Raw genomic sequence first — 17,900 nt, forward strand, 5'->3', positions numbered from 1 at the left:
CGGTCATGAAAGCCGCGATCGTTCGGGAGGCGGGGCAGGTTCCAGTCTATGGGGACTTTGCGGAGCCTCTGCCATCGCCCGGCGAAAACCGCGTCGCGGTCACAGCCGCAGCCATCAGCCATGTCGTCAAGGGCCGCGCATCCGGCACGCATTACAGCGCATCTGGCCGCTTTCCTTTCGTGGTCGGCATCGATGGCGTCGGACGGCTCGATGACGGACGCCGGGTCTATTTCGTTCTGCCAAGAGCGCCTTACGGCAGCATGGCCGAACTGGCGGTGGTGCCTGCAGCGCAGTGCGTGCCGGTGCCTGACGCGCTCGATGATGGAACGGCGGCGGCGATCGCCAATCCCGGCATGTCGTCCTGGGCAGCCTACACCGAACGCGCGCGCCTCAAGGCAGGGGAGACCGTGCTGGTCAACGGTGCGACGGGAACGGCGGGCCGGCTCGCGGTGCAGATCGCGAAACACTTCGGGGCGCGCAAGGTCATCGCGACGGGCCGCAATACCGAGGCTTTGCGTTCACTCGCCGGTCTTGGCGCCGACGTCACCATTCCGCTTGCGGTTGGCGAAGCAGAGCTGGAGGAGCGGTTCAAGGAGCAGTTCGCCGAGGGGGTCGACGTCGTCATCGACTATCTCTGGGGTAAGAGCGCGGAGCGCCTGCTTATCGCCGCGGCCAAAGCCGGCGCTGAAGCCGTGCCCATTCGATACGTGCAGATTGGTGCCCTCAGCGGGGCTGACATCAAGCTGCCAAGCGCGGTGCTGCGCGCATCGGGGCTCGAATTGATGGGAAGCGGTATCGGCAGCATACGCCTTGAGCGCCTCGTCAGCGCTGTCGGCGCGCTGCTGCAAGCGACCGCCTCCGCTGGTTTCAAGATCGCGACGACACCGCGTCCACTGTCGGAGGTCGAACAGGCATGGCCCAGCGATGACAGCAAGCGCCGCACCGTCTTCATCGTGGATGCGCAGAATGCGTAAGATGCGGTCTGCGACGTGAGGTGTGGGGGCTAGCCCCCGGTCACACTCATATGCCGGGAAACGCTCGGACGGTTATGCCGGCGATCGATGATGAAGTCGTGGCCTTTCGGCTTCAGGCCGATGGCGCGGTCGATCGCGGCCGAGAGCAGCTCGTCATCGCTCGATGCGCGCAGCGGCTTGCGCAGATCGGCGGCATCCTCATGGCCCAGGCAGGTGTGCAGGGTACCGGTGCAGGTCACGCGCACGCGATTGCACAGCTCGCAGAAATTATGCGTCATCGGCGTGATGAAGCCGAGCTTGCCGCCGGTTTCGCTGATGCGGACGTAGCGCGCAGGTCCCCCGGTGCTCTCATCGAGATCGGTCATCGTATAGTGCTTGGCAAGCCGCGCGCGCACGAGTGACAGCGGCACATACTGGTCGATGCGGCCTTCGCCGATTTCGCCCATCGGCATGACCTCGATCAGGGTCATGTCCATGCCCTTGCCATGCGCCCATTCGATCAGGGCAGGGATTTCGTCCTCGTTCAGGTTTTTCAGCGCCACCGCGTTGATCTTCACCGCAAGCCCCGCCGCGCGCGCCGCCTCGATGCCGGCCAGCACCTTATCGAGCTCGCCCCAGCGGGTGATGCTCCGGAATTTGACCGGGTCGAGCGTGTCGAGCGAGACGTTGATCCGGCGCATGCCGCAGTCCCGCAAGTCCGCTGCATAGCGCGCGAGCTGGGTGCCATTGGTGGTCATGGTGAGTTCGCGCAGCGCGCCGGTCGCAAGATGACGCGACAACGAGCGCACCAGCGACATCACGTTGCGCCGGACCAGCGGCTCGCCGCCGGTGAGGCGGAGCTTGCGAACGCCCTTGGCGATGAAGGCCGAACAGAGCCGGTCGAGCTCTTCCAAGGTCAACAGGTCGGCCTTGGGCAGGAAGGTCATGTCTTCCGACATGCAATAGAAGCAGCGCAGATCGCAGCGGTCGGTGACCGACACCCGCAAATAGCTGATCGTCCGACCGAACGGATCGGTCATCGGACGCGAGGTATGGGGCAGGTTATCGAACGGAGCATCGGTCATGCGAAAAAGCACTCAAACCAGCTTGCGGCCGTAACAGGCGCGGCACAGGACATATGGGTGCAATCTAAGCATGGCGCGGCGCCTCGACAATCGGGGATGCCGATATGAGGCGCTAGGCGCGTGCGATGCTGCAACGAGGGGATCAGCGGGTCGCAGGCGGCGCGTTGGGATCCGGGAACGCCGAATCGGTCGCAGCGGCAGGGGCGGCGGCCGACTTCGGTCTCTTGCTTCTCGGATGCATTTTGTGCGACTTGGGCGGGGGACCCGAAAGCTGCAGTTCCGCGAACACCGGATTGGGGTCGGTCACCGTTGTGGCGGGTGTGGTGAGGTCGCCCGGGTTGCGGATCACCTTCACCTGCACGGTGGCGGGCTCGTATTTGGCGAGCGAGTAGGCGACGGAGAAGCCGGCATCGGGTGCGGCCACCGAAACAGAGCAGGGGGTTTTGCAACCCGGCCCCAGCGAGGTCGTGGCATCCGCGCCGGACGGCTGGGATTCGAGCTGGACCTGAATGGTCGGTGGGGTGGACTTGAAATAGTCGCTCAGCGAGGACGACGAGCAGCCGCCCAGGCTCGCCCCGGCTAAGGCAATCGCGAGAACACGACGCATGATCAATCCGTCACTCTACTGCGGCAGGGCGCCGCAATCCCCGGCGCGACCATAGGAGCCTCGGGACGGCGGTGCAACCGGATGGGGCGTTAAGTTAATTGATGGTTAACAGAATCCTGCAGGGGCCGAAATTAAAGCGGTGCCTCAGGGGCTTACGCGAAGCTTTGATGGAACCGAGAGATCTTCCACCGCAGAAGGCAGATCCCGCATGTGGTGGATCACCCGATCGGGCTTCAGCTCGGCGATGGGAACATCGGTATAACCGAAGCTGACCCCGATTACGGGAACCGAGGCGCGGCGGGCGACGCCGACATCGGTTCCGGAATCGCCGACCATGATGGTTGAGGAGACCTCGCCGCCGGCCCGCCCCACGGTCTGACGCAAGATCGCCGGGTCCGGCTTTGATACTCCGAAGGTGTCGGCGCCGCAGATGGCGGCAAATCGCCCACTCAGCCCGAGCTGGTCCAAGAGCCGCTTGGACAGCCATTCGAGCTTGTTGGTGCAGACCGCGAGCAGATGGCCGCCGGCAGCGAGGTCGTCCAGCGCCTCCTCCAGCCCCTCGAAGGGGCGCGAGGCGTCGGCGATGTGGTCGGCATAATGATCGATGAAATCGGCGGTCAGGCGCGTGACGTCTTCGGCGCTGGTGAAGCGCCCTTCCGCCTCGAGCCCGCGCTCGATCAGCTTGCGGGCGCCGGCGCCGATCATCTTGCGGGCGGAGGCCAGCGGGACGGCGGGCAAACCCTCGCGCTCGAGCACGAAGTTCAAGGCGCTGATCAGGTCGGGCGCCGTGTCCACCAGCGTTCCGTCCAGGTCGAAGACAATGAGGGGGAGAGCGGCCATCCCGAAAACCGCTAGCGGTCCTGATCCGATCCTGCAAGGGCAGGGAAATCAGGCTGTGGACAGCGATCGTGGCGAGATTTCGCCCGCGCCCCCGCCAATTGCGCTATTCCGCCGCACCAAACGAGGCTAGATATGCGCGCGCCGGGCGCCCGGACCCGGCGGGACCGGCGTCATGCCGGTGCCGGGAGCTTCGAGTCGAGGGGCTTAAGATCGTGTCGATGGACGAATTGAAACGGCAGGCAGCGGCGCGCGCGCTGGAACAGGTGCGCGACGGCATGCGGCTCGGCCTTGGTACCGGCTCGACCGCCAGGCATTTCGTGGAACTGCTCGGCGCGCGCGTTCGCGCCGGGCTTGACGTCGTGGGCGTACCGACCTCGGAAGCGACCAGGGCCCATGCTTTGGCTTCCGGCGTTCCCTTGACCACGCTGGATGAGATCGACCGGCTCGACCTGACGGTCGACGGCGCCGACGAGATCAATCCCGAACTCGACCTGATCAAGGGCGGGGGCGGCGCGCTGTTGCGGGAAAAAATCGTCGCCAGCGCCTCCGATCGCATGATCGTGATCGCCGATGATTCGAAATGGGTCGATGCGCTGGGCCACTTTCCGCTGCCGGTCGAGGTGATCCCGTTCGGCATTGCCGCGACGCAGCGGGCCATGGCCAACGCTTTCAGGGAAAGCGGCGTCTCCGGCCAAATGATGGTCCGCACGGCCAAGGATGGCCACGTTTTTGTCACCGATGGCGGACACTGGATTGTCGACGCCCATCTCGGTCGCATACAAGACGCCCGCCGCCTGGCAGCGCTGCTCAGCGCGATCCCGGGTGTGGTCGAGCATGGGCTGTTCGTGGGGTTAGCCAGTACGGCGATATTGGCAGGCGCGCAGGGAATACGCGTTGTTGATCGGCCTTAAGCCGCAATCCATCAAGGAGAGACGGGAATGAAGAGCGTTTTCAGAATGTTGCCGGCCGCCGGCATTGTACTGGCCGTTGCGTTGGCCGGTCTGCCGGCCGGGGCACAGCCACAGCAGCAGGCAGCGCCCACGCTGAAGCCGGGCTCGCCGGCGGCGATCGCCGCGGCCAAGGAAATCCTGGCCATGAAGAACGCCAGCGCCATGTACGCCAACGCCGTTCCGAACATCGTGCAGCAGACCAAGGACACGCTGCTGCAGACCAATCTCAACTATCAGAAGGACCTCAACGAGGTCGCCGTCATCGTCGCGCAGAAGCTCGCCGGCCGCGAGAAGGAGATCGGCGACGGCATGGCGCAGATCTATGCCAATGAATTTACCGAGCAGGAATTGAAGGACCTGGTGACGTTTTATAAGTCCCCGCTTGGTCAAAAGCTGTTGGCGAGTGAGCCGCGCGCGATCCAGTTCAGCATGTCCTATATGAACCAGTGGGCGCAGCAATTCGCCGAAATCGTCAACGGCGAATTCCGCGCCGAGATGCGCAAGCGCGGCAAGCAGATCTAGCAAGGGTCTGCAACAGGTCGAGGTGAAAGATGGCTGAATTCGACGTCGACCTGTTTGTCATCGGAGGCGGTTCGGGCGGGGTTCGTGCCGCCCGGATCGCGGCGGGCTACGGCGCCCGCGTCATGGTCGCCGAGGAATACCGGATGGGCGGCACCTGCGTGATCCGCGGCTGCGTGCCCAAGAAGCTGTTCGTGCTGGGCTCGCATGTCAGGCACGAGATCGAGGACGCCGCCGGCTTCGGCTGGACCATTCCGCAGGCGACCTTCGACTGGCCGACGCTGATCGCCAACAAGGACAAGGAGATCGCGCGGCTGGAGGCGGCCTACACCGCCAATGTCGAAAAATCCGGCGCCCGGATCGTCAAGACGCGCGCGGTGTTCGAGGATGCGCATACGTTGCGGCTTGCGACTGGCGAGAAGGTCACTGCAAAGCACGTGCTGATCGCGACCGGCGGTGCGCCGAACCATGGCCGCATGATCGAGGGCATCGAGCATGTGATCTCCTCAAACGAGGCGTTTCATCTGCCGGAGCTGCCCAGGCGCATCGTGATCCAGGGCGGCGGCTATATCGCGCTGGAATTTGCCTGCATCTTCGCCGGCTTCGGCTCGGACGTGACGGTGATCTACCGCGGCGACAACATCCTGCGCGGCTTCGACGACGACGTGCGTGCGCATGTGCGCAGCGAGATGGAGAAGGAAGGCATCACCATCCTGACCGGCTGCACGATCGAGAAGGTCGACCGCTATGGCGACGAATACGTCTCTCATCTCTCGAGCGGATCGAGCGTCGCCTCGGAAAAAGTGATGTTCGCGATCGGGCGGCATCCGAATGTCGCCAATCTCGGCCTGGAAAAGGCCGGCGTTGCCATCAATCCGAGCAATGGCGGCATCGCGGTCAACGCGTATTCGCAGACCAATGTGCCGCATATCTACGCCATCGGCGACGTCACCCATCGCCTCAACCTGACGCCGGTCGCGATCCGCGAAGGTCATGCCTTTGCCGACACCGTGTTCGGCAAGCGCGACGTCAAGGTTGATCACGCGGACATTCCGACCGCGGTGTTCTCGCAGCCCGAAGTCGGCACGGTGGGGCTGACGGAAACCCAGGCGCGCGCGCAGTTCAGCCGCGTGGACATTTACAAGGCGACGTTCCGGCCGCTCAAAGCCACGCTGTCGGGCCGCGATACCCGCGTCCTGATGAAGCTCGTGGTCGACGGGGTGAGCGATCGCGTGGTCGGCTGCCATATCGTTGGCGATTATGCCGCCGAGATCATCCAGGCGGTGGCGATCGCGGTGAAGATGAAGGCGACGAAAGCCGATTTCGACGCCACGCTCGCGCTGCATCCGACCGCCGCGGAAGAGCTCGTCACCATGCGCACGCCGACCGCACGCCATGTGCGGCAGGCGGCGGAGTAGGGCTCGGCCTCTCCGTTATTGCGAGGAGCCATCCAGACTGCATCCGCGGAGAAGTCTGAGTTGCTCCGCCAGTGTTGTGTCTCTGATATCTGATTCATGTCATTCCGGGCTCGCGAAGCGAGAACCCGGAATCTCGCGCCACAACCTCTGGATTCCGGGTTCAGCCCTGCGGGCTGCCCCGGAATGACGGAATGGATCGTCAGAGTCACAACACTAGCGCTTACAATCACGCCGAAGGATCGATCGCATGACTTTGCCGATGAGCTGGGATGGGTGGGCGCAGCATGACGGCGTGGCGCTGGCGGCACGCGTCAAGACGGGCGAGCTGACGCCTGTGGAATTGGCAAGCCAGGCGGCCGCAGGCATCGCGAAGGTCAATCCTGCGCTGTCCGGGGTCGTCGAGGTCTTTGAAAACGCCATCGCCGATCCCGGCACCGAGGGGACTGATCTCACGGGGCCGTTTGCCGGGCTGCCATTCCTGATGAAGGATCTGGGGCCGACAATGCGCGGCCGCCTGCAGGAAATGGGCTCGCTCTTGATGCGCGGCAATCGCGCCGCGGCGGATACGTTCCTCACCACGAAGATGCGCCAGGCCGGGCTCAACCTCATCGGCCGCACCACCACGCCGGAATTCGGGGTTTGCAGTTCGGCCGAAAATCCCGCCGTCTACATCACGCGCAACCCCTGGAATACGGATTACACCACATGCGGATCATCGGCCGGCAGCGCGGCCATGGTGGCCGCGGGCGTCGTGCCGATCGCGCACGCGACCGACGGCGGCGGTTCGATCCGCATTCCCGCGGGCGTCAATGGAAATATCGGGCTTAAGGTTTCGCGCGGGGTGTTCTCGCTCGCGCCGCATTTGTCCGACTTGACCGGGCTCGTCTCGATCCAGGGCTGCCAATCGCGCTCGGTGCGCGACACCGCGGCCTTCGTGGACTCCTGCCGAGGGCCCCCGCCGGGTGAGTTCATGCCGTTCTGGAGCCCGCCGGAGCCATATACCGAGATGATCAAGCGCGATCCGCATCCGCTGAAAATCGCGCTCTCCCATCAATGGGGCGACTATCGTGCCACGCCGCAGATCGCGGCGGAGCTCGAACGCGTTGGCCGCTTCCTCGAAGGCCTCGGCCATCAGGTCGACTACGCCTTGCCCGACGTCGATTATCGCGCCGCCTTTGCCGCCCAGACGACCTGCTACATCAGCAATTTCGCGCAAGTGATCGGCAATCTGCTTGCCGCGCGCGGTCTGGACAGGCCGCCCGCGGATCTTGTCGAGCCCATGAATATCAGGATTTGGGAAGCCGGTCGGCACACGACATTCGCCGAGCGGGCACGGATGCAGGCGGTCTTCAACACTACATCCCGTGGTTTCGGCGCATTTTTTGACGACTGGGACATCATCCTGACGCCGATCACCGCGCTGCCGACACCGAAAGTCGGCACAACCGAATTCCTGACGATCAGCGACAATCTCTCGGTCCTCGACTGGTTCAGCAATCTCTGGCGCAACTTCGCCTTCACGCCGCTCGCCAATCTCTGCGGCATCCCCGCGATCTCGCTGCCGCTGGCGGCCCATGAAAACGGCCTGCCGCTCGGCATCCAAGCGCAGGCGAAGCAGGCCAATGACGGCTTGCTGCTGCAACTCGCCGCGCAGATCGAACGGGCCATCGGCGGTCGCTGGAACGCCGGACAAAAGCCGCCCGTGCATGTGACGAGCGCTTAGTCGCGTTCAATTCAAGGCTCTTTAGCGGGTAGGCTGCACTCCCCAGGACCAGCCGAAAAGTCTGGCCATCACGGTGCCACCATCGGGATGGGGCACCAACCCTGTGCGTGTCGCAATGCGCCCGCGAGCGCGATCAAGCCGGCCCACACACATTTTTGTCACGCGGAACCGTCATTTTATGACAGAATTGCTACGTGAGGGTGTCAGTTCGATTAAATCCGGAGCGGCCAATGAAGCTGTGGCGGGCGCGGTCAAATCCCCTGGCCTGGTGGTGGGGTTTGTTGACCCTGGTGAGCGGCGCAAACATCGCGTTCTGGTTCCTGCTCTACCACAGTTTCCGCGAGATCCCGACCGCCAGCCTGGGCCGCACTTCCGACCTCCAGCTCATGCTTCTGCTTTGCGCGGCTTATGTGTTCGGTTGCGCCTTCCGGTCGGTTCTGCCGCGCGCGGATGTTCAGCGCATCTGCCTTTTCGATACCTGGCTGTCCAGCGTTCTGGTCGGCCGGTCGGTCGCGACCGTGGCCGAGGTCTGTTTCGCGGGGCAATGGGCGATCATTCTGAGCCAGCTCGGCGGAATGACGGGAGCGGACACCACCCTGAACCTCGCATGGCTGATCGTGCCACTGATCCTGATCGCCGAGTGCTTCTCATGGTATGCGGTGCTGACCACCAATTACCTTGGTAACGCCATCGAGAATTCGATCTGGGCCGTCACCTTCCTCATTGTCGGAGTCGGTCTTGCTCGGCTGCTGCCCGAGTTCGAGGGGCCGCTTCGCTGGGCGCTCGTGATCGCGATCATCGGCATTGCGGGCTATCTGGCTTTTCTGGTGACAATCGACGTTCCCATGTATCTGAAGCGCTGGAAGGCGGGGCATGCCGAGGGCAGCAAGCTTCTGGGCCTGTTGGAGGGCCTTTACGACGCGGCCACGCGGTGGGTCGTCACGCACGACATCGCGCACTGGAAGGACGAGATTGCCTGGATGTCGCTCTATTTCAGCGCGGCGGTCTGGGCGAGCCTTGCGCTTTGCGTGATCTACTCGCTTGACGGTCATCTTCCGCAGTACCGCACCGAGGCCGCGGCCGTGAGCCTCGGTCCGGCGGCCGCGCAAGATCTGGTGACGGTGCCTACGCCGATCACGTATCTGCAGTAAGCGGCGGAGTAGGGCAGATCCTTGGCCACGCGAGTTGAGTTGCGGCGCCTGGACTCGCGGGCTCAGGCCTTTGCGGAAGAGAGGCGCATGCCGGGAACGGGTTAGGCGTTAGCGCGTACCGATGCGTTGGTGTCGCAGCCAGAAACCGGCAAAATGAGCTACGTCCGCCATCTCCGTTGTGGCCGGTTGTCACCCAGCATGCCCTGGTCAACGCAGTGGGGCGGTCTTCGGTTCGGCGCCCTTCGCATTCCGTCATTTCGCGGAACCGACCGGCCGGGTCCCACGCCGTGCATAGCCTAACCTCGGCCGATCGTCTCGTAGACGGCGCGCTCGAACCTGTCGAACGCCGCAAGCACGATGGGATCGGCGAACGGCAGGATCTGCGTCATGAACACGCCCGCGACCTTCGCGCTCGGATCGAGCCAGAAATAGGTGTTGTTGAGACCCGCCCAGGCTAGGCTGCCGGCACGCCGCGCCCCCGGCACCGCTTCGGCGTTGATGAGGAAGCTCAAGCCCCATTTCTTGGGTATGCCGGGCATGAGATCGACATGGGCGGACAGTTGCGGGTTCTGGCTCGGCAGCGGCTGCACATCGAGCGCACCCATGTGGTTCTCGCTCATCAGCGCCACCGTCTCTGGTTTGAGGATGCGCGCGCCGTCGAGTTCGCCGCCATTCATCAGCGCGCGCAGAAAGCGCAAATAGTCTGATGCGGTCGAGTATAGGCCGCCGCCGCCCGGGAAGAATTCGCGGCGAGCTTCATCGATGGGGGGACTGGCGATCATCTCCAGCGTGCCGTCCTCTCTCCGGCCATGAAGTGCGGTGAGGCGGCTCTCCCATTCGCCGCGCGCGATGTAGCTGGTGTCGCGCATGCCAAGCGGGCCGAGAATGTGCCTCTGCAGATAGGTTTCGAGATCGAGGTCGCTCGCCGCTTCCACCATGCGACCGACCATCTCGATGTTCACGCCATACTCCCAGCGCTCACCGGGATCGCGGACGAGCGGCACGGCGAATGCTGCAAGCCTCGCCGTGCGCATCGGAGGGATCTCGCTCTCCTTCATGTAGCGCGCCATGTTCGCGTTCCACATGTCGTAGGCAAAGCCCGCGGTGTGGGTGAGCAGGTTTCGCAAGGTGATTTCCGAACGCGGGGCCCGCAGGATCGGCCCGTTGGCATCAAAGCCAACAAGGACCTTGGTCTCGCCGAGGAGGGGCAGGATTTCCCGTGCCGGCTGATCCAGCGCGAGCCTGCCTTGCTCGACGAGCTGCATCGCCGCCGCCGCCGTGATCGCCTTGGTCATCGAGGCGATGCGGAAAACGGAGTCCGCCGCCATCGGCTCGGGGCGCTGAATGCTCCTGCGTCCGACCGCGCCCTCGAAGATCACCCCGTCAGCGCTCGCGACTGCCGCCGCGACGCCTGCAATCCGCGCGTCCTCAACCGCTGCCTCGAGCGCCTGGCGGATCGGTTCGATGCTCCGCATCAGAGTTCTCCCAAACGTGTCTTGAATGCGCGCGGTAACGGCGCGCCCCGTGCGATCGTAGAATCCTTCGGCCCCAAGGTGAACTATCTTTGCGGCCAAGCAGCGTCCTAACGAAGAGAAGCCATCATGATGAACAGACGTGTGTTTTCGGCCGCTTTGGTCGCGGGTGCGGCAACTTCACTGATTTCCACACGCGGCATGGCCGCCAACGCGGCTCCAGGCAAGGCGCGCAACGTCGTGCTCGTGCACGGACTGTTCGCCGACGGCTCCTGCTGGTCCGAAGTGATTCCGCGCTTGCAGTCGGTGGGACTGAACGTCACCTCCGTGCAGAACCCGCTGACGACGCTGCCTGAAGCCGTGGCCTCCGCCGAGCGCGTGCTCGCGCGCCAGGATGGTCCGACGGTCCTGGTTGGCCACTCCTTTTCCGGCATGATCGTCACCGAAGCCGGTGTGCATCCGAACGTCTCGGCGCTGGTCTATGTGGCGGCGCGTGCGCCGGATGCCGGTGAGGATTACACGGCCCTGGCCAAGACATATCCGACGCCGCCTGCCTCGGCCGGTATCGTGTTCGACGGCGACGAGGGACGCCTCTCGGAAGAGGCCTTCCTGCGAGATTTCGCCGGCGACCTGCCGGAAGCCAAGGCAAAAGTGCTCTATGCGGTCCAGGAGCCGTTCCACAAGGCGCTGCTCACCGGCAAGACCACGCATGCGGCATGGCGATCCAAGCCCAGCTACTACGCGGTTTCTACCGAAGACCGCACGATCAACCCGGACCTCGAGCGCTTCATGGCGAAGCGGATGGGCGCCACGACCATCGAGGTCAAAGCGAGCCACCTTGCGATGATGTCGCACCCCGAGGAAATCACGCGCCTGATCCTCGAAGCCGCCGGACAGCAAGCCTGACGACGCATGCATGACACGAATGGAGCGAAGCCATGAAACGCTTTGGATCTACGACGTGGAGCGGCAATCTGCATGACGGCAAGGGGGCAGTCTCGACCGAGAGCGGCGCTCTGGAGAATTATCCCTATAGTTTCCTCACCCGCTACGGCGAAAAGCCGGGTACCAACCCCGAAGAGTTGCTCGGCGCCGCTCACGCCGCGTGCTTCACCATGTCGTTGGTCAGAATGCTCGGAACGGCGAACTTTGTGCCCGAACAGGTGGACGGCAAATCGGAGGTTGTCATCGAAAAGGACGGCGACGGCTTTTCCATTAGCTCGGTCCATCTCACCGTCACGGCGAAGATACCGGGCATTGATCAGGACACGTTCCAGTCAATTGCGACGGAAGCAAAGGCGTGGTGCCCTGTTTCCAAGCTGATGAAGGTCGAGGTTGGTTTCGAGGCCACGCTGGTGCCGTGAGGCTAAAGCGGGACGGCTCGGTTGGATCAGTTTTGGTTGGATCGGTTTCCGCGAATGCGGTGCACCTCTCCGTAGGGGAGAGGTGCATCACGCCGCAAGCCACGATGGATTGACCTAATCTCATCACGCTCAAGTCGTCGCTCTGTTGCGTCACAGTTGGAGTTCGGCGAAAACCGACAGATCTCTATCCGACCCGAGCCTTCAGTCTCCATCCGGCATCGCGCGGGAATGGACCAGGTTTCATTGCTGTCCGATGACGACGAATCCGACCCGAGCGGCGATCTTCGCCTGGGCTTGGCCTGGCGACAGGAACGCGTCGCCGGCGGCATCGCAGGAGCCGAAACACCAGATTGCTGCGCGGTACACACGATCTGGCCTGATGTTGAAGTACGGCGCCTCGTTTCCGAAGATAAAAGCATAGCTGTTGTCTTCCGCCGGGGCGCTCGGAGATTGGTTGTCGTCGTGAACACCGCTCGTGCTCTTGCTCCATGCCGAGTAGCGAAAATCCTGTTCGAGCGTTTGATCGCCGCCAGCAAGATCCCAGCTCAGCACGAGAATGCCGAAGCCCGCATCGTTGTGAGTCGTGGAGATCCAGGACTCGTCGCGGTAAATGTAATTGTAAGGCGTGTAGGCGCGCACCTGGGCCTGGCCTGTCGGGTTCGGCACGAAATCGACCCACACTGCACCGGCGCTGTCGGCCCATCCTCCTTCGCCGCCGACAAAGTGCAGGAAGCCGAAGCTTCCATCCTGCTTGTTGGCCCATGCCATCTGCTGCCGATGAGGGGACGGATGTCCGCTCATGCTCGTCCATTGCTCGTCGTAGGGCGGACCCACGACGTCGACGATCTGATCTTCGAAGATGAAGTCTTCGATCCTTCCGCCGCCGGTGGGCCGCAAGGTCAGCGCTTCGATCAAAGGTGATCCGGCGCGAACCACGCTTTGCCCGGCGATCTCGCGATGGAAAATGTCGAACTCGCCGGCGCGGCGCTCGTCTCCCCCGAGCAGTTTCGCGAGGCGGTCAGTCATCGGCTTCTCGTATTCGGTGCGACGGCGACGAGCGGCCTCCCTCTCTTTGGCGAAAGCCGCGAACCTGTCCGTCAGTGCCTTGTCGGCTGCCCGAGCGACGCTCCTGAATACGTCAGCATGGCGTGCCTTGCGCGCGTCGTGCTTTCGCGACAGCTCCTGCAAGTAATCCGTCCGCATGGCCTCATCTCCGTTGGCGAGGCCCCCCTTGACGGAAACTGTAAACCGAAGACCACGGCTTTGAATGTGAGTGATCTCACAGCCAGCGCGAAACCGCCGACGGGTGGGCGTCACGAAACAGGTCGGGCAAACAGTTCAATTGTCGGCCCATTGCTATGCTCACGCATCCTGGAAAGCGGACGAAATCACCTGCGCGCAAAAACGAATTTCGCAAGCCGCATCAAGTTGATTTGGGTCGTCCAGATCTTTCGCAAAAAATAATTCGTTTTGCGATCACCCCAAATCAGTCGCATCCTGCTCGCGTCCCGCCTCGCTGAGGGGCGTACGCGTCGTCACGGACGTTGAGCGCGGGATGCGGTGGACGTGTGAGCGCTGACTGACGAGCGGCGTTGGCGCGGACGGCGAAGTCGTGTGGTCCTGGCGCGCCCATGCAGGCGTCAAGTTGGCGACGATGCTTACGCATCGTGCTGGCGACGGTGGCAATCAAGCTCGGTTCACCGAGGAGAGCACGGAGTAAGCCGTAAACCACTGCGCAGGGGAGGCCGGAGTGATTCCGCCTACCTGTGGTTACCACCCGTGTGCGCTTTTGCGCACTTTTTTGCACACGGGGCCATGGGTGTGGCAAACACCCGGTCTTCCCCTGCGCCCTCTGCATTCTCGGAGAGCGTGATGGAGCAAAACTCGGGCGCCGATCGCGCCGCGAGAACGGGACGGTGTGTCTGATGAGAGCATGCCCACGACCTTCGCCGTTATCGCTGCTCGAAAGCGGGCGATCCAGTATTCCAGAGGCGTTAGTGATGGAATCGAGAAATGCCCGCCGGAGCCTGTCATCGGGCGGCGCTTTGCGCCGACCCCGTGGCCTGGCATGACGGAGGAGGAGGGGCACCTCGACTTCCCCGCGCCATTCTCGTTTGGGGTCTTGAGCAAGGTAAATTCGGCTGTCACAGCAAGGGCTTATCGCGGAATCCGAATTCGATGGTGGCGGCTCTGCAACAGCCCGTATATAAGGCAGCACGCAGAATTGCCGATAAGTTGCGGTTTTTGCTCAGGAGTTGAATTTGATGTCCGAGCGGTGGACCCCCGATAGCTGGCGTTCCATGCCCGTGGTGCAGATCCCCGACTATCCCGACGCCAAGGCGTTGGCCGATGTCGAGGCGCAGCTCGCGACGTTCCCGCCGCTGGTTTTTGCCGGCGAGGCACGGAACCTGAAAAAGGCGCTGGCCCGCGTGGCATCAGGCGAAGCCTTCCTGCTGCAGGGCGGCGATTGCGCCGAGAGCTTTGCCGAGCATGGCGCCAACAACATTCGCGACTTCTTCCGCGTCTTTCTCCAGATGGCGGTGGTCTTGACCTATGCCGGCGCGGTGCCAGTGGTGAAACTGGGCCGCATCGCCGGCCAGTTCGCCAAGCCGCGCTCCTCGCCGACTGAAAAGGTGAATGGCGTTGAACTCCCGAGCTATCGCGGCGACATCGTCAACGACATCGCCTTTACCGCTCAAGCCCGCACGCCGGATCCGCAGCGCCAGCTCGATGCTTACAGGCAGTCGGCGGCGACGCTGAACCTGCTGCGCGCCTTCGCGACCGGCGGCTTCGCCAATTTGGGCAGCGTTCACCAGTGGATGCTAGGCTTTCTTAAGGATTCACCGCAGTCTCGCCGCTACAAGGAGCTGGCCGATCGCATCTCGGAGGCGCTGAATTTCATGCGCGCCTGCGGTCTCGACCTGGAAAGCCACCCCGAACTGCGCGCCACCGATTTCTACACCAGCCACGAGGCGCTGCTGCTCGGCTACGAGCAGGCCTTGACCCGCGTCGATTCCACGACCGGCGACTGGTATGCGACCTCGGGCCACTTCATCTGGATCGGCGATCGCACCCGTCAGCTCGACCATGGTCACGTCGAATATTTCCGCGGCATCAAGAATCCGATCGGCCTGAAATGCGGGCCCTCTTTGAAGGCGGACGATCTGCTCAGGCTGATCGATGTGCTCAATCCCGACAACGAGCCGGGCCGGCTGACTTTGATCGGCCGCTTCGGTGCGGAGAAGGTCGGCGAGCACCTGCCGCAGCTCATCCGTGCGGTGAAGCGGGAGGGCCGCGTCGTGGTGTGGTCCTGCGATCCCATGCACGGCAACACCATCACCTCGACATCAGGCTACAAGACGCGGCCGTTCGACCGCATCCTATCGGAAGTTCGGGGCTTCTTCTCGATCCATGCCGCCGAGGGCACCCATCCCGGCGGCGTGCATCTGGAGATGACCGGCAAGGACGTGACCGAATGCATCGGCGGAGCGCGCGCCATCACCGATGAGGACCTCAACGACCGCTACCACACCGTCTGCGATCCCCGTCTGAATGCCGAACAGTCGATCGACATGGCGTTCCTGATCGCGGAGCTGCTCAAGCAGGAGCGCGTCGGCAAGGTGAAGCCGGTGCCGGCAGTCGCGGGATTTTAGCAATTTGCTGCGGTTCTGGCGGGCAACCATCAATTCCTGGAACGGCCTGATCTTTGCCATCCGCTCCGAGCAGGCGGTTCGCGAGGAGCTGGCAGCGCTGATCCTGGCGCTGCCCGCGGCCTGGCTGGTCGGCGCGACCGTGATGCGTGCCGTCGAGCTGGTCGCCACCGTCGTGCTGGTGCTGGTGGTCGAGCTGCTCAACACCGCGATCGAAAAGCTCGCCGATCGGCTGACCATGGATCGCGATCCCAAGATCAAGCATGTCAAGGATATGGGGTCGGCCGCGGTCGGCGTCACGCTCATCATGGCCGGCCTGTTCTGGCTGTTCGCCATCGCCGAACGCCTGGGCGTGATCTGATCTGGCATTTGCCGATGATGCGACTTAAGTGCAGCATAATCCCATGACCGAGCGCACCGACCAGTTCGCGATCACCTTGGCCCAGATCAATCCGATTGTGGGCGATGTCGAGGGCAACGTCGCCAAGGCGCGCGCGGCGCGGGCGCGCGCAGCCGCGGATGGCGCGGATCTGGTGGTGTTTTCCGAATTGTTCATCGCCGGCTACCCGCCGGAAGACCTGGTGCTGAAGCCTGCCTTCCAGGCGGCCTGCCGCGCGGCGATCGAAACGCTGGCGCGGGAAACCGCCGATGGCGGGCCCGCGATGCTGATCGGCACTCCCTGGGTCGAGGAGGGCAGGCTCTATAACGCCTGCGCACTGCTCGATGGCGGGCGTATCGCATCGCTCCGCTTCAAGGCGAACCTGCCGAATTACGGCGTGTTCGATGAAAAACGCGTGTTCGCGCGCGGACCCGCATCTGGACCGGTGACCGTCAGGGGTGTTCGCGTCGGCGTTCCCATCTGCGAGGACATCTGGGTGGAGGAGGCCGAGGACTACGAAAACATCGTCGAGTGTCTGGCCGAGACCGGCGCGGAAATCCTGGTGGTGCCGAACGGGTCGCCTTACGCCCGCGACAAGAATGATGTGCGGCTGTCGGTTGCGGTCGCGCGCGTCACCGAGAGCGGTCTGCCGCTGATCTATCTCAACGAGGTCGGCGGCCAGGACGAACTCGTGTTCGATGGCGCCTCGTTTGCGCTGAATGCTGACTTGTCGGTTGCGGCGCAGCTCCCGTCCTTCGTCGAAAGCATCACGACGCTGCGCTGGATGAGGGGCGACGATGGCTGGCATTGCAGCGGGCCGGTGGCGCCGCTGCCCGAGGGCGACAAGGCCGATTATGCCGCCTGCGTGCTTGGCCTGCGCGACTATGTGCGCAAGAACGGCTTTCCCGGCGTGCTGATCGGCATTTCCGGCGGCATCGATTCGGCGCTATGCGCGGCGATCGCAGTCGACGCGCTCGGTGCCGACCAGGTACGCGGCGTCATGCTGCCGTATCGGTTCACCGCGCAAGCCTCGTTGGATGATGCCGCAAAACTCGCGGGGCACCTGGGCATCCGCTATGAGGTGCTGCCGATCGGAGCGGCGGTGGAAGGCTTCGAAGCGATCCTGTCGGATACGTTCGCGGGCCTGCCGCGCGACATCACCGAGGAGAACCTGCAAGCGCGCGCCCGTGGCACGCTGTTGATGGCGATCTCCAACAAGACCGGCGCCATGGTGGTGACGACCGGCAACAAATCGGAGATGTCGGTCGGCTACGCTACGCTTTACGGCGATATGAACGGCGGCTTCAATCCGCTCAAGGATATCTACAAGACCGAGGTCTTCCGCCTCGCTAGCCTTCGTAACGCCTGGAAACCGGAAGCAGCGTTGGGGCCCTCGGGCGAGGTCATTCCGCCCGATATCATCACGCGCCCGCCGAGCGCGGAGCTGCGCGAGAACCAGACCGACCAGGATTCGTTGCCGCCGTATGATCTCCTGGATGCGATCCTGGAGCGGCTGATCGAGCGCGAGGAGCCGCTGGCCGCGATCGTGGCCGCAGGCTTCGATCAAGAACTCGTGGCGCGGATCGATCGGCTCGTGAACATCGCCGAGTACAAGCGGCGGCAGGCCGCGCCGGGGGTGAAGGTGACCAGCCGGAATTTCGGCCGTGACCGCCGTTATCCCATCACCAACCGCTTTCGCGATTCCGGCAAGCCGCTGCCCGAAGCCGACCAGGCCCTGGCCGCGCGCGGGAGCCGTGCCGCGGTGCAGGCCTTTGACGGATAATCTTGC

Annotated in this window: 17 protein-coding genes; 12 read left to right on the forward strand and 5 right to left on the reverse strand. The window is 63.7% G+C overall.

Annotated features, from left to right (window positions below; translation table 11 throughout):
* The first annotated feature begins 5 nt into the window (after positions 1 to 5).
* A complete protein-coding gene (locus P6U23_RS17085) occupies positions 6 to 974 on the forward strand; it encodes a zinc-binding alcohol dehydrogenase family protein (protein WP_407180874.1) in 969 nt (322 codons plus the stop codon).
* A 29-nt stretch (positions 975 to 1,003) separates the two neighbouring features.
* Here P6U23_RS17085 and moaA read toward each other — a convergent pair whose 3' ends face one another.
* The 3 genes from moaA to P6U23_RS17100 form a co-directional block, all read right to left on the reverse strand.
* The gene (moaA, locus tag P6U23_RS17090) at positions 1,004 to 2,038 is read right to left on the reverse strand and encodes a GTP 3',8-cyclase MoaA (RefSeq protein ID WP_407180875.1); all 1,035 of its coding nucleotides are present in this window, start codon (positions 2,036 to 2,038) and stop codon (positions 1,004 to 1,006) included.
* Between the two features lie 142 nt (positions 2,039 to 2,180).
* Positions 2,181 to 2,645 (reverse strand): hypothetical protein, encoded by a 465-nt coding sequence (locus P6U23_RS17095; protein WP_407180876.1) that lies wholly within the window; start codon positions 2,643 to 2,645, stop codon positions 2,181 to 2,183.
* A gap of 144 nt (positions 2,646 to 2,789) precedes the next feature.
* The gene (locus P6U23_RS17100; RefSeq protein WP_407180877.1) at positions 2,790 to 3,485 is read right to left on the reverse strand and encodes an HAD family hydrolase; all 696 of its coding nucleotides are present in this window, start codon (positions 3,483 to 3,485) and stop codon (positions 2,790 to 2,792) included.
* A 218-nt stretch (positions 3,486 to 3,703) separates the two neighbouring features.
* Between P6U23_RS17100 and rpiA the strand changes: the two genes are divergently transcribed.
* The 5 genes from rpiA (at position 3,704) to P6U23_RS17125 (ending at position 9,246) form a co-directional block, all read left to right on the forward strand.
* A complete protein-coding gene (rpiA, locus tag P6U23_RS17105) occupies positions 3,704 to 4,396 on the forward strand; it encodes a ribose-5-phosphate isomerase RpiA (RefSeq protein WP_407180878.1) in 693 nt (230 codons plus the stop codon).
* A 27-nt stretch (positions 4,397 to 4,423) separates the two neighbouring features.
* Positions 4,424 to 4,957 (forward strand): DUF2059 domain-containing protein, encoded by a 534-nt coding sequence (locus tag P6U23_RS17110; RefSeq protein ID WP_407180879.1) that lies wholly within the window; start codon positions 4,424 to 4,426, stop codon positions 4,955 to 4,957.
* Positions 4,958 to 4,986: 29 nt separating this feature from the next.
* On the forward strand, positions 4,987 to 6,372 hold the full coding sequence (gene gor / locus P6U23_RS17115) for a glutathione-disulfide reductase (RefSeq protein WP_407180880.1): 1,386 nt from the start codon (positions 4,987 to 4,989) through the stop codon (positions 6,370 to 6,372).
* Between the two features lie 247 nt (positions 6,373 to 6,619).
* Positions 6,620 to 8,095: an amidase gene (locus P6U23_RS17120; protein WP_407180881.1), complete on the forward strand. Its 1,476-nt coding sequence runs from the start codon at positions 6,620 to 6,622 to the stop codon at positions 8,093 to 8,095.
* Positions 8,096 to 8,325: 230 nt separating this feature from the next.
* Entirely contained in the window at positions 8,326 to 9,246 is a 921-nt protein-coding gene (locus P6U23_RS17125; RefSeq protein WP_407180882.1) for a hypothetical protein, read from the forward strand.
* Positions 9,247 to 9,542: 296 nt separating this feature from the next.
* On the opposite strand, the gene P6U23_RS17130 is transcribed toward P6U23_RS17125, so the two are convergent.
* Positions 9,543 to 10,721, reverse strand: a complete 1,179-nt coding sequence (locus P6U23_RS17130; RefSeq protein WP_407180883.1) for a serine hydrolase domain-containing protein — start codon at positions 10,719 to 10,721, stop codon at positions 9,543 to 9,545.
* 123 nt (positions 10,722 to 10,844) lie between these two features.
* Here P6U23_RS17130 and P6U23_RS17135 point away from each other — a divergent pair, with 123 nt between their 5' ends.
* Positions 10,845 to 11,624: an alpha/beta fold hydrolase gene (locus P6U23_RS17135; RefSeq protein ID WP_407181492.1), complete on the forward strand. Its 780-nt coding sequence runs from the start codon at positions 10,845 to 10,847 to the stop codon at positions 11,622 to 11,624.
* 32 nt (positions 11,625 to 11,656) lie between these two features.
* Positions 11,657 to 12,082 (forward strand): OsmC family protein, encoded by a 426-nt coding sequence (locus P6U23_RS17140; RefSeq protein ID WP_407180884.1) that lies wholly within the window; start codon positions 11,657 to 11,659, stop codon positions 12,080 to 12,082.
* 240 nt (positions 12,083 to 12,322) lie between these two features.
* Here the strand turns inward: P6U23_RS17140 and P6U23_RS17145 are convergent, their stop codons facing one another.
* The gene (locus P6U23_RS17145; RefSeq protein WP_407180885.1) at positions 12,323 to 12,997 is read right to left on the reverse strand and encodes a hypothetical protein; all 675 of its coding nucleotides are present in this window, start codon (positions 12,995 to 12,997) and stop codon (positions 12,323 to 12,325) included.
* 24 nt (positions 12,998 to 13,021) lie between these two features.
* On the opposite strand from P6U23_RS17145, the gene P6U23_RS17150 reads away from it, so the two are divergent.
* From P6U23_RS17150 to P6U23_RS17165, 4 genes are all read left to right on the forward strand, one after another.
* Positions 13,022 to 13,546: a hypothetical protein gene (locus tag P6U23_RS17150; protein WP_407180886.1), complete on the forward strand. Its 525-nt coding sequence runs from the start codon at positions 13,022 to 13,024 to the stop codon at positions 13,544 to 13,546.
* 800 nt (positions 13,547 to 14,346) lie between these two features.
* Positions 14,347 to 15,735 carry a class II 3-deoxy-7-phosphoheptulonate synthase gene (locus tag P6U23_RS17155; RefSeq protein ID WP_407180887.1) on the forward strand — a complete coding sequence of 463 codons (1,389 nt, stop codon included), beginning with the start codon at positions 14,347 to 14,349 and terminating at the stop codon, positions 15,733 to 15,735.
* Between the two features lie 4 nt (positions 15,736 to 15,739).
* A complete protein-coding gene (locus P6U23_RS17160; RefSeq protein ID WP_407180888.1) occupies positions 15,740 to 16,093 on the forward strand; it encodes a diacylglycerol kinase in 354 nt (117 codons plus the stop codon).
* A 43-nt stretch (positions 16,094 to 16,136) separates the two neighbouring features.
* On the forward strand, positions 16,137 to 17,894 hold the full coding sequence (locus P6U23_RS17165; protein ID WP_407180889.1) for an NAD+ synthase: 1,758 nt from the start codon (positions 16,137 to 16,139) through the stop codon (positions 17,892 to 17,894).
* The last annotated feature ends 6 nt before the right edge of the window (positions 17,895 to 17,900 follow it).

Origin of the sequence: Bradyrhizobium sp. STM 3562, from assembly GCF_045571435.1 — a bacterium.
In the GTDB taxonomy this organism is placed as follows: Bacteria; Pseudomonadota; Alphaproteobacteria; order Rhizobiales; family Xanthobacteraceae; genus Bradyrhizobium.

Excerpts from the sequence above, each read along its gene's own strand:
- P6U23_RS17085 (WP_407180874.1), top strand. The coding sequence starts at position 6 with ATGAAAGCCGCGATCGTTCGGGAGGCGGGGCAGGTTCCAGTCTATGGG.
- moaA (WP_407180875.1), bottom strand. The coding sequence starts at position 2,038 with ATGACCGATGCTCCGTTCGATAACCTGCCCCATACCTCGCGTCCGATG.
- P6U23_RS17095 (WP_407180876.1), bottom strand. The coding sequence starts at position 2,645 with ATGCGTCGTGTTCTCGCGATTGCCTTAGCCGGGGCGAGCCTGGGCGGC.
- P6U23_RS17100 (WP_407180877.1), bottom strand. The coding sequence starts at position 3,485 with ATGGCCGCTCTCCCCCTCATTGTCTTCGACCTGGACGGAACGCTGGTG.
- rpiA (WP_407180878.1), top strand. The coding sequence starts at position 3,704 with ATGGACGAATTGAAACGGCAGGCAGCGGCGCGCGCGCTGGAACAGGTG.
- P6U23_RS17110 (WP_407180879.1), top strand. The coding sequence starts at position 4,424 with ATGAAGAGCGTTTTCAGAATGTTGCCGGCCGCCGGCATTGTACTGGCC.
- gor (WP_407180880.1), top strand. The coding sequence starts at position 4,987 with ATGGCTGAATTCGACGTCGACCTGTTTGTCATCGGAGGCGGTTCGGGC.
- P6U23_RS17120 (WP_407180881.1), top strand. The coding sequence starts at position 6,620 with ATGACTTTGCCGATGAGCTGGGATGGGTGGGCGCAGCATGACGGCGTG.
- P6U23_RS17125 (WP_407180882.1), top strand. The coding sequence starts at position 8,326 with ATGAAGCTGTGGCGGGCGCGGTCAAATCCCCTGGCCTGGTGGTGGGGT.
- P6U23_RS17130 (WP_407180883.1), bottom strand. The coding sequence starts at position 10,721 with ATGCGGAGCATCGAACCGATCCGCCAGGCGCTCGAGGCAGCGGTTGAG.
- P6U23_RS17140 (WP_407180884.1), top strand. The coding sequence starts at position 11,657 with ATGAAACGCTTTGGATCTACGACGTGGAGCGGCAATCTGCATGACGGC.
- P6U23_RS17155 (WP_407180887.1), top strand. The coding sequence starts at position 14,347 with ATGTCCGAGCGGTGGACCCCCGATAGCTGGCGTTCCATGCCCGTGGTG.
- P6U23_RS17165 (WP_407180889.1), top strand. The coding sequence starts at position 16,137 with ATGACCGAGCGCACCGACCAGTTCGCGATCACCTTGGCCCAGATCAAT.